Origin of the sequence: Streptomyces sp. rh34, from assembly GCF_002551245.1 — a bacterium.
Classification (GTDB): Bacteria; Actinomycetota; Actinomycetes; order Streptomycetales; family Streptomycetaceae; genus Streptomyces.
Map to the genome: position 1 here is coordinate 1 of NZ_NTGZ01000210.1, position 12,686 is coordinate 12,686.

Genomic DNA, 12,686 nt, shown 5'->3' on the forward strand with positions numbered 1-12,686 from the left:
CGCTCTACCGGGTGGAGCGCACCCTGATGGTGCGGAAGGCCGGTGAACCGGCGTCCGCGGCCCGCCCGGTCCGGGTGGTCAGCCTGGACTGGATATCCACCCAGGACGCGCGCCGGCTCGCGGGCTGGGACAGCCGTACGCCCGGCGCGACGGGCCCGAACCCGGATGCCGAGCCGCCGGTGCCGTGGTACCTCACCCGTGAGGATCCGGTGCACCTGGGCGGCCAGGTCCGCGCCGAAGGCTTCCGGCCGGACCAGCGACCTCCCGCCCCGCCCGACCAGAACGTGCAGGCCCCCGCCCAGCAGGACCAGCAGAGCCAGCAGGATCAGCAGGACCGGAACGGGCAGCCGCTCCCGGCTCCCGCCCCTGCCCCTGCTCCCCAGGACCCCCTGCGGGCCTTCGCCGACACGGTGGTGGACACGCTCTACCGCTCCTACCCGTCCCTCTTCGTCCCGCCGCTGATGCTGCGGCACCCCCGACTGGCCCGACTCTGGTACGGCGACGGGCGCATCCGGACCGCGCAGTTCAACGACCGCCAGGTGCGCGAGGCGCTCAACCAGCCCAGCCTGGCGCAGAGCCTGGACGACCTGACGACCACCGGGGTGCCGGTGATCCTCACCGAGGACGGCAAGGTGCGACGCGGCCACCACACCCTGATCCTGCGGGCGCGCCTCACCGACCGGCGGTTCGAGACCACCATGAGCGAGCGGTCACTGCGCAACGCGGTGATCGGCACCGAGGTCTCCGGTCAGGGGCAGCAGGCGTCCACCACGCTCTCCGCCGGCGTCGAGCTGGGCATCTCGCCGCGCGACCACGACAAGGCGCCCGGGGCCGGGCTGCCGCGCCGGATGGGTAACGTCTCCCTCGGCGGCCGTTACGCGAAGAGCGACACGAAGGCCACCCGGAGCACCGTCGCGGTCGCCCACGACCAGCTGACGTTCCAGAACGGTGCCGACCTCTACAGCTACCAGGTGGAGCTGGCCGCCACCTTCGAGGGCCACCGCCGCCCGCGCGGCTGGGCCCGGCTCGCCTCGGCCGGTCTGCTGGGCGCGGGCGTCTTCGTCAGCAAGGTCGAGGAACGCCCGCTGTTCAGCCGGGGGAGGGAGACCGTGGGCCGGGTGGAGCTGGCCGTGCCCGCAGCGCACGGCTCCGACCGCTACGCCCCCACCGACCCTCCTGCCGTGGGCACCGCAACAGGCCCCGCGACAGAAGCAGGAACAACCACGGCGACCACAGCGGCGACGGCGACGGCGGCGTCACCCGCGCCCACCCCCGCACCGCGCCACCTCTCCTCCACCGAGGCGGACCAACTCCTCGACGGAACCCGTCCCACGCCCCGGGGCGAGCCGTCCGACCGGAGTCTCGTCCGCAGGCTCCTGAGCGCCCCGCACGTGGTCCTCAGCACCGAGGGAGGCCGGCAGCGCCAGCAGCTCGTGCAGGACACCGCCGACCGCGCCTCCGGAACCTCCTGGCACGTCAGCGCCCCCGGTGCCCCGATCCGCACCGCCCTGCGCCGGGCGATGGCTAACCTGAGCATCGCGGGACAACTCGGCCAGTACCTGGGCCCGTTCGGGTCCCGCGTCACCGGGCTCAACGGTGCGGGCCCTTTTTCCACCCACTACCTGAAGGCGACGATCCGCGGCGAACTGGGCAACGTACGGGTCGCGAGCGACCCGAAGCCCGGCAGCCTCGAAGCCACGCTCGGCAACGAGCGCCGCGTCGTCGGCAGCTCCAGCACCGGGTCACGCACCACCCTCGGCCTTCAGGGCGCCGCCATGCCGTTGCAGCAGGCGCCCGGCGAGCAGGCGGTGCTCGGCTCGTACGCGACGGCTCTCCAGTACGCCTGGGGCAAGGGCCGCAGCGCCTCGGGGACCCTCACCCGGGGCCGTAACACCACCCTCACCTACGCCGGGCGGATGTACCTGGTGGTGGCCGACGCCGCCGAGACCGTCGCGGTACGGGACCGCTGGACGGCGGCGATGGGGGCGGTCGGCACCCGCGCCGGGACCGGGATCAGCGCCGCAGCAGGGCGGTTCTCCGAACGGCTCGGGCGCGGGCTGGCGCCGCGCCGGGCCGCCGCCGCGCTCCAGCACATCCGCGACGCGGTGATGTTCCACCTGCCGTTGCAGGACGCCATCGAGACCGGACTCGCACCGGACGGCCTCGGCACCACCACACCGGGCAACCTCGGCGGCGGCTACCGGCTGCCACCCTTCCTGCGCCGCCGCCGCTTCCCCTCCCACCCCAGCGGCCAGCTCGACGCGAGCCGGGCGGCGCAGCAGTTGATGGGGCAACTGGAGAAGATCGGCGTGCCCTCGCACGACCGCGAGCAGGTCCTCCAGCGCCTCTCGCCGGACTTCCTCCGTTCCCATCTGCACGAGCTGACGACCGACGGGATGACCCTGCCGGTCCGCTACCGTGCGTGGACCCGCCCGCACCACCTGCCGGTCGGCGGCAGCCCGGGGCAGCTCCGGTTCACGCTGACGCCGGTCACGACCACCGTGGAACGGCTGCGCACCGGCTACGAACTGGAGGACTACCGCACCACGGCCCGGGACGACGCCAAGGGCACGTCGCAGTCCCGCGGGGCCGATGTGACGCTCAGTGCGAGCCAACGCGCGGCGGGCAGTGGCGTGCTGGTCGCCAATCCGGCGCTCCAGGGCACCGCGGCCAAGCAGCGGTCGAGCGCCCGGACCGAGACCACCGGCAGCACCGCGATGCCGAACATCGCCACCACCCAGACGCACGCCGAGATCGTCACCTCCTACACCCTGACCGTCACCATGACGGACGTGTCCGGCGAGCTGCTGAGCCCCACCGCCACCGCCCCGGTCGGCAGCCTCAACGAGATCCTCCCGACGAGCCTGCTCACCCCGGACGGCGACGGTGCCGACGGCGCGCTCTCGGAGCAGGACATTCCGGAACCGGAGCGTGCCGTCCGGCTGCTGACGGCAGCTCAGGCCCAGCCCGAGGCCGTCGCGAAGTGGCGTCGCTCCACGGACGGGGACACCGGCGCCCCCGACCCGGACATCCTGCCCTTCGACGACCGGATAGGCTCCGGCATCCTCGCTGTGGACATGCTCGGTGCTTCCCAGGTGCGGGACGCCCTGACCCTCGCCACCGCGCGCGCCGACGGCTTCCCCGGTGACAGCGACCTCGGTCGGCGGCACGCCGGAAGGGAGCTCGCCGAGCGCGTACGGATGGCCCGTCACACTCCGCTCTCCGGCCTCGGTACCGCCCCCGCCCAGGCCCAGCAGGACGCCACCACCCAGGTCGGCCTGACCGCCGGATTCCGCGAGGCGCTCGGCGCGCACGGTTCTCCGCTGCCCACCCAGGCCTCCGCCCACCTGATCGGCCAGTTCCACACGGCCGACTCCCGTCTCTACGCGAGGATGCACCGCCGAGGCGCCCGCCTGCTCGCCGTGGAGAACAAGCCGCGGATGGAGGCGATGCAGCGACACAAGACCTCCGACGCGCTGGAGGCGGGCATCGTCGACAACATCGAGGGCGCGGTGAGTTCGTCGCCGATGGCGGGCAACAGCAACGCGGGTGTGACCAATCCCGGCGTCACGGTCCCGATCGGCGGGGCGAACGACGGCACCACGTCGAAGGACGCCACGGACACCACTCTCGGCACCCACCTCAAGGTCGTCACCGACCGCAGCATGCTCTTCGCGGTACCGGTGAGCTGGCTGTCGGTGGCCGAGGTCGACCGCCGGTTCACCGACAGCCGCCCGATGCGGGCGCTCGGCCACGCGAGGCGTGGACCGCGTGCCGCGGAGGCGGAGACCACCGCCCTGATCTGGCTGCGCGAGGACATCGCCCGCGACTACGGACTCCTGGACGACACCACGTTCCCCGACGAGGCCCGCACGGCCTGGGACGATCAGGCCAGAGCGGCGGCCGACCTCGCCGCCGCCGAGAAGAACTACTACGACGCCCGTGCGAAGGCCCGGGAGGCCTGGCTCGACCTGAGCGCGGACGAGCAGACCGCGCTGGGCGACGGCCACCCCGACCGGGCGACCGTCCTGCCCCGCTCCGTGGCCCAGGCCCCCGCCGTCGCCGCCTGGCAGACAGCCCGCGAAGAGGTACGCCGGTGGGAGCGGCACACCGACGCCGCCGCCGCGGATCACCACCGCCTGCATCTCGCCGCGGCCCGCCTCACCGCCCACCACCAGGGCTCGGCGGCAGCCGCGGTGAAGGGCCTGCCGCAGGAGTACACCGCCCCCGAATGGCGCTCCGAGGCGCCGGAGCCGTACACGATCACCGACGCCACCGACTCGGCCCCCCGCACCCTCACCTCGCCGGACGGCACCACGGTGCGCGAGGTGCACACCGTGCCGCACGACGGTGCCTCGTTCTTCCACGCACTGCTCGCCGTGTCCCAGGACCGCGGACGCCTGCCCTACCTCCTCCGCACCGACCTCGCCGACCGGTTCGCGGCCGGCGCAGGGGATCCGGCGGTCACGGCCGAGGCCGTCGCCGCCGCGCGCGACCGCCTCGCCTGGGCGTTGGCCGACAACGGCAACGAGGATCTGCTCGACGCTCTGGCACTGGACGCCGCGGACACCTTCACACAGGACGAACTCGACCTCGCGGGGGTGGAGTTGTCTGCCGCGCAGCAGGCGGAGTTCGACGCGCTCGGCCGTCTCCCGCAGACGTTCTGGCCGACGCCCGAACAACGGGTCGCGCTGGCCATCGCGGCCCTGTCCCGCCCATTCGCGGCCGAGCCCCCGGCAGCGGACACGACGGACCGGGACGCCGGGGAGGCGGCTCCACCCGAGCGCCGCGCGGGCGACCACGGCGGTGCCGACCTGCTGCCCGCTCTCGCCGCCCGGGTCCTGGGCACCCCGCTGACGGTGGTGACGGGGGAGGGGCGGCAGCAGCTCTTCGTCCCGCACGGAGCGGATCCGGCCGCGGTCGACGCGGCCACCGATCCGGTGCTCCTGTCCGAGGGGGGCTTCTTCCACGCCACGCTCCCGGCCGGTACCGCGCCCCCGGTCGCGACACCGCTGCCGACGGCCACGACGACCACGTCCACGACGACCACGTCCACGGCGACGGCGCCCGCGAAGCCACCCACCCACCGCAGCCACGCCACCGCCCCCTGGCTGCCGCCGGCCGACGTCACCGGCCCGCGCTACCGCCTGGACCGGGACGGCGTACTCACCGCCCCCGACGGCGCGACCTACACCCAAGGCACCCCCGCCGGCCGGGGCAACGGCTTCTTCGCCGCGCTCTCCACGGCCCTGCGCCAGGCCGCCGCGCAGCCCGGCCCCGACCGCCAGGAGGCCGCGCGGCTCCGCCACCGTGCCGGGGCGTCGCCCGCCCAGCTGATGCGACTGAACGGCCTGCCCGGCGACCCGGCTGAACGCGACGCGCTCTTCACGCCCCCGGCCCCCCGTCCCCTCCCGGGCGCACCCGCGCCGGGCAAGGACGCCCGCGAAGGCCACCTGCGCCGCCACTTGGCCGATGCCCCGTGGGGCCCGGAAGCCGACCGCGCGGTGGCCGAGTGGGCCGCCGCCGCGACCGGGACGACCGTCACGCTGATCGAGGAGAACGGCACCGCCCACACCTACCCCGGCCCGTCCGCCGACGCCCCCGTCCTCCGGCTCCGCCGCCGTGGTGGCGACTTCGTCCCGCTGCTCCCGCGCACCCCGGCGCCCGCGCCGAAGGACGGGAACCCGGTGCGGAAGAAGCCCGCCGGCCCGGACACCCCCCCGGCCCCGCCGGTCACCGGCACCGAGGTCATCGACCCGACGGTCACGACCGACACCGGGATCATCACCCCTCCGGACGCCGACCCCGAGGTCATCGACCCGCCCGTCACCACCGACACCCCCGTACCCGGTCTGCCGGGGGTGGAGGAGGCGTACGAACTGAACACGCTCTCCGGCGCCCGGCCCCAGCCGGACGAGGACACGGACTCCGAGACCGAGGACGGCCCTCCGGCCTGGGCCGACCCACGGTGGCTGAGCACGGTGTTCGGCCCGCAGTGGAGCAGGGCCCCGCGCCCCCGGCTCCAGGAGACCTCCGAGGCGCTGTACGCGCTGGTCGAGCAGGCGGCGGGTGGCCGTCCGCCGCGGGCCGGGCTGGCCGACCTCACCCGCGGGGTCCTGCACCTTCCCCGCCGGGCCCGGGTGAGCTCCCAGGACGTGCTCGATCTCGGGGCACTGGCGCTGGAGGCGTCCTCGGACGACCTGGAGAGCGCCGAGGGCCTCGCCGGGTACTTCATCGACCGCCAGATCGAGACCCGGCGGGACGCACTGGCCGAGGAGACCCTGCTGCGCACCGCGGACCGGAGCCCGGCCGGACGGGACTTCACCGGGACGGGCCGACGCCTTCCGGAGCTGGACTCCTACCTCACCGAGCGCTCCGGCGACTTCGCCCGGCAGCCCGCGCCATGGCGCAGCCCGTACGTGATCGTGGCCGAGGAATCCGACGGCGGGGGCATCGAGATCGTCACGCCGTGGCGGACCTTCGTGGTCCGCGACGCCGTGGAGATGGCCCGGATCGTCTCCTACGACGCCCGGCGACCGCGCGGCGCGGACATCGTCCTGGCGCTCCCCCCGGCGTTCGCCGCACCGGTCGCCAACATGGTCGCCGGTACGACGGCTCGCCCCGTCTGGTACCCGCTGGGCCCGGCCGAGGCTGCCACCCACCCCACCACCGGAGACCGCCGCCTGGTGGTGCACCGGAATCCGGGGGACGACGCTCCGGGCTGGGCCACACCGCCACCACCGCAGGACCGCGGCCTGACCGGCGCCCGCGACCTCAGCAGCGACAACGACAGCGACAGTGACACCGAGAGCGACAGCGGCTCCACCAGCGACGGGGACGCGGAGTTCGACCGGCTCGCCGACCGGGCCCAGTGGGAGCGCCGGATCGACGCCCTGCGCCCCCGGCCCCTGGTCACCCGCGACTACCGGGTCGTCGACGAGAGCGGCACCGGGGTGCTGTTCACCGAGGCGCGGCCCCGGGCCGTCGGCGAGGTACGGGCCGAGGACGGGTCCGACGCGCCCGCCCTGGTCCTGCCGCACCAGGACCAGGGTGCCGTCCACGCCGCCGACCGGCCGCCGCTGCACATCTCCGCGGACCGGACGCTCGCCCTGCACTCGGCCGGCGACGACACCACCGGCCGGAGCAGGCAGGTGTACGCGACCCGGGCGGCGATCGAGCGTTCCTCCGCGCGACTGGCCGCCACCGGCGCCGGGGTGAGGCTGGTGGCCGACCCCTCGATGAGCGTGCTCCTGACCCGGGAGGACGGCTCGACGGGCGAGCCGCTGTTCCGGGTGGAGCCACGGTTCCTGACCGCGTCCGGCGCCTCCGAGCACGCCTTCACCCGGGACTTCGCCCGGATGGTCGCCGGAGCCGAGGCCGCGCCGCTCTCCCACATCGCCTTCCGCGGTCCGGACGGCACCGTCGCCACGGCCCCGGTCAACGCACTGCACGGCCGGGAGGTCACCGGCACCCACCACGTGGCCCAGGCACTGACGGAGGTCGCCCACGGCACCCGCCCCGCCACCGGCGTCACCCCCGACTGGGCGGCCCGTCAGGCGGGCTCGGACCCGCGCTTCACCGGCGGCGTGGTGGGCGCGCCCACCCCGGGCGAGACGTACGGCAGGGCCCTGAGCCACACGCCGGACAACACGCTGCGCGGGCCGCTGAGCACAGCCGCGGCCCGCACCGGTGTCAACCAGTTCGCCTGGGCGGAGGTCGGCGAGGGCTATCTGATCCAGTCGGTCAGCACCACGAACGACGGCGGCGCCCAACTGTTCACCCACAACCATGCCAAGCCCGGCGACCGGGTCGGTCCGCACGCCCCCTACCACTTCGCCCAGGTGGTGCTGGCCAGCGAGGACGGCACTCATCAGATCACCCTGGAGAACGAGACCCACTCCCGCACCGAGATCCCGGCGGACCGGCTCGACGCCATCGTCGACGACAACCTCGACCGCTACGACGCGGACGAACTCGGCCGACTGGCCCAGGAGACCGACCGGCGCGCCGAGTCGGCGCGGCGCGGTGGCGCGGAGGCGGCGGACGTCGCCCGGCTGGAGGGCTTCGCGCGCGCCGCACGGGCACTGGCCGGCGTCCACGAGGCGGAGCAGGTCCGCTGGTATTTCGCCGAGGGAGACCCCGAGCACGCGCTGGCACAGCGCGAGGTGGACCAGGCCCGCACCCGCGCCCGGGACGCGGTCCGGGCCGCGGCGCCGGGCACGGACGACAAGGACCTGTGGTTCTTCCGCGCCTACAGCAAGCGCCCGGGAGAGTCGGCGCACGAGGTCAACGCCGCACTGCTGTCGGAGGGTTCGCCCGCGGTCTCCAACCCGCTGACCACGGTGGCCCTGCACGGGCACACGCCCCGCCCGCACCAGCGGACCCTACGGTTCGCGGAGCAGCAGCACACCTTGTCCGACGCGGACGAGAACCTGAACGCCCTGGCGCTGTCGCTGGCCCGCGCGGGCCTGTGGAACAGGGCCAACGGGCTGCCCCTGCCGACGGTCACCGTCACCGGGCACGGCAACCGTTCGCGGACCAGCGGCCGCAAGCGGGCCGAGGCGGTCGCCAACGCGCTGGGCGACCGGCTCGGCCGACTGCTCAGGACGTTCCAGGAAGGCACCCCGGGACCGCACGTCACACTCTCCGACTTCCAGCTCACCCAGGACGCGAAGCGGGTCCGTCGCGCCACCGACCCCGACCGGGGACGGGTGGTGACGGTCGACATCGACGACCGCCGCCACACCCCGGCACCGCACCCCGACCGCCACGGGCCCCTCGGAGAACCGCCCCGGCCCGAGACGCCCACGCTGCCCCGCCCCACCTCCGTCCGCGCCCCGGCCGCCGGCCCCGGTGCCGAGGAAGCCGGGAGCGCCGAGCCGGCCACCTCTCCCGCCCGGGACGGGTCCCGGACACCTCGTCGGTCCGTGGCGACGAGCCCCGACCGTGGTGTCGAGGTGCCCGCCTGGGTCCGGGCCCGCATCCGCTACGCCGAGGAGTCCGTCGCCTTCGAGCGGCGCCTGGCCGGGCACCTCGCCGAGAACGAGAGGGTGACCGAGGAGTTCCGGAAGATGGCGCGCGCCGCGTGGGAGCGGGCGCGCCAGCAGTTCCCCAGGCAGCTGGCCGCGTTCGGCAGTGAGAACCCGAGCATGGCGGGCTCCGTCGGAACCGGCAGGCCCGCACTCCAGCAGGTGCTGCGGAGCGGGAACCTGCGGGAACTCGTGACCTTCCTGTTCCAGGGCCTCTCCAGCGACCTGGTGCCGGATATGCTCGGCGGGCGCGAGGACCAGCACCCGGAGATCGAGGCGGAGAGGCCCAGCCGCCGGCAGGCGGAAGCCCGCGCAGAGCTGGAGCGGCTCGCCGAGGAGCTCAACCTGGACGACAGCCTCTCCCCGCAGGAGAAGCAGGCGGCGCTCGCCCGGGCCACGAGGGCCCATGTGGTCCGGACCCACCCGGACGACGTGCGTCCTCCGTTGAGCCTGGCGGAACGTCGGCTGGCGGTCGACGACCAGGGCCTCACCTGGTTGCCGGCGACCTCGGTGTACGACCTCGCGATGAGTTCCGGCATCCAGGGACAGTCCGAGGACTCCGGCGGTCTCGTCGCGACCGGCACCGCGGGCTCGACCTACCGCTTCCTGGTGCACGCCGCCCGGATGCGGGACCAGTGGGGGATCGACCTGGACCTCGGCCTGATCCGGGCCGGCATGATCGCCACCTCGCTGTCGGCGGGCCACCACTCGTTCCACGAGGTGATGCGCGGCGCCCAGCTGGCGCTGGACGGCATTCCCGACCACGACCCGGCACTGGACTACCAGGACAACTGGGGCCGGTACTGGAACGTCCACCCGCTCACCGAGCGGGAACTGCGCGACCGCGTAGCCCGGGACGGGCTCTTCCCCGACGAGCACGCCCAGGCCCTGCTCGACACCCCTGCCCCTGCCCCGGCGCACCCCCCGCTCCCGGCGACCAACTCCGCAGTGCCCTTCACCGGCCCGGCGGCCGGGGAAGCGGCGTCCGGACGGCCGGCGCTGCAGTCACAACCCGGCGGGAACCCGCCCGACCTCGATCTGCCCGACCTCGACCTGCCCGACCTCGACCTGCCCGACCTCGACCTGCCCGACCTCGACCTGTCTGATCTGGACCTGCCCGAAGCCGCCTTCCCGTCGGCCCCGGACCGCCTCGACCCGGACGCCTTCGGAGCCCTCGCAGACTTCGACCTCACCTTCGGCCTGTCCGGGGAGGTCCTCCCCGGATTCGCCCCGGAGGACCTGGACATGCCGGACGCGGACACGGTCACCGCGGCCCCCGTCGCCCTGGACACGGGCGGCGGACAGCCGGTGTACGCCGTGCCCGTCGCCCCGCCCGCCCGGTCCCTCACCACGCTGCCACCGCTCAGCCTCGTACCGTTCGCCCCGCAGGGCGCCCACCCGGCCGACGAGGCCGGACGCGGTGTCGAACAACTGGCGCACCGGGTGGCGGAGGCCGCTCTGCGCAACCGGCGCAACCGGGTTCCGCTGCCCAGGATCGACATCGCCGGCTACGGAGCGGACGCGCGCGGGGCGGGCAGCGCACGCGACCGGGACCAGGCCGCGCAGGCACAGGGAGACCAGCGGGCGCAGTCCGCGCGCGACCTGTTCGTCCGCCACCTCGACCACGCGCTGCGCACCCTGCAGGCCCGCCTTCCGGCCGGGTGGACGCCGCTGGGCGTGCGGGACTTCACCATCACCGCACGCGGCAGGAGCCGGGTCCCGAGCCGGGGCGTCACCGTGCCTCCGGCCGGGCGGATCGGCCCGGCCGACCTGGGGCGCCAGGCCACCATCGCCGTCACGTCCCCGCGCCACGCCGCCGCCGTGGACGCCCTGGACGCGCTGCGCCGCACCGACCGGGCCCTGCGCCCCGGGCGCCTGGACATCGATGCCGTCGCCCGCCGGATCTGGCATCTGGCTCCGTCCGTGCTCGTCGACCCGGACATGCGCCGCGACCTGTACACGATGACCGGCCGCGCCCTCGCCGCCGGGCGGGCCACGAGCCTGGCCGCGCTCACCGCCTTCCACCTGGAGGAGCAGGGCCTGCTCGCGGCCGACCGCGCCCGGTACGTCTCCGCGGGGGGCACCCGGGTGCCGGGCCTGAACTGGACCGGTACCGGCACCGCCGACATCGACGCACTGTTCGTGGACCGGCTCACGGCCGGTCCGACGGGCGCCACCACCACCGGGACCCCGGACATCGCGCCGTGGCCGTGGGACGTGACCCCGTACGCGGTACTGGCCGAAGGCGGCCACGACAGGGTGGTGGCGCCGCTGCCGGACGGGACCACACAGGAGCTGGACGCCGACGAGTTCGCCGAGCTGGTCGCGGCCGACCTGGCGCGCCACCCGCTGCCAGCAGGGGCCCCGATCGTGCTGGCCGTGCCGTCCGCCGGAGACCGCTACCTGGAGCTGCCGCGCAAGCTCGCCGACCGGACCGGCCGCACCGTGTGGGTGCACAGCGGCCTGGCGCACCGCAACCCCGACCCGGCCTCCCCGAACACGATCGCCGTACTCCACCGGGACGGACTGCCGGACGGCTCCTGGCTCCCGGTCCTGCCCGGCCTGGCGCCCGACCCGGACGACGACGCCCCGGCCTGGCACCACGACGTGGTGACCCAGCCCATCGTCAGCTCGCGGACCGGCCGGCAGATGGGACGCAGCTTCCACCAGCCCGCCGAACTCGTGGGGGAGCGGGAGAGTTACCGCGAACTCGACCGGATGTCCTTCTACGTGCACTGGGACGCCGCTACGAACACCTTCTCCGACAGGGCGCCGATGCCGGACCCCGGGGCGCCGGAGAAGGCCTACCGCCTGGCCGGCCACGGGCTGCCCGGCGCGCTGTCACTGCCGTTGGCGAGCGGCGGCAGCCGTGCGGCCGGCCGGGACGAGGCGGCCGGGTGGCTGCGGCGGCGCAAGAGTCTGGTGAACCTGCCGAAGGATCACTGGCTGGACATGGTGATCTGTCACTCCGGGGCCCCGCAGGAGGGATCCGCGCGGGACGTCTCGCAGTTCGACGGCACCTTCCCGGTGCCGTTCGCCGCCGATCCGCTCGGCGACGACGCCCTCTCGCTCGGACAGCACCTGGCGAACCAGCTGCGGCGCACGACGCGGCTCTCCTACTCCTCGCAGGGAGTGGTCCGGTTCGACGACGGTCCGGTCCGGGTGCTGGCCACCGACGCCCAGGGCCGCACCTGGTGGTGGGAGACCAGCCGCCCGGAACCGGACGGGGCGGACCTCGACCGGCTGGCGGAACAGGCCGGATTCGGCGCCGAGCCGTCACCGCGCGTCCGCTCCGAGCTGCTGCGGGTGGTGCGCGCCCTGAAGCTGGTGGCAGGCCCGGACGTGGTGGTGGCCGACGACTTCCCGGCCCTGGTCGCCGGGGCCGCCGCGGTGGTCGACATGTGGTTCGCCGATCCGGACCTCCAGCAGGCGGGGCCGTTCTGGCCGCAGCTGCTGAGCCGGGTGATCGCGGCGCACCCCCTGGCCGTCGGCGGAGTGGACGAGCACGTCACCCGCCAGGTCCTGACCGAGGCCGCCCGCGCGAGGCGGGCCTCCGGGCCCGCCCTGCCGGTGAGCCGGTTCGTCCCCCTGCCGCAGCTGCGCACGGCGGCGGCGTGGCTGCGGGACACGGCGGAGGTGGACCGGGCGGCCGTCGCC

Annotated in this window: 1 protein-coding gene; it reads left to right on the plus strand. The window is 75.0% G+C overall.

Translation table 11 applies throughout. From position 1 onward, the window contains the following. The coding region (locus CR470_RS28635; RefSeq protein WP_143663894.1) for a lonely Cys domain-containing protein at positions 1 to 12,686 on the plus strand (12,686 nt) is incomplete at both ends.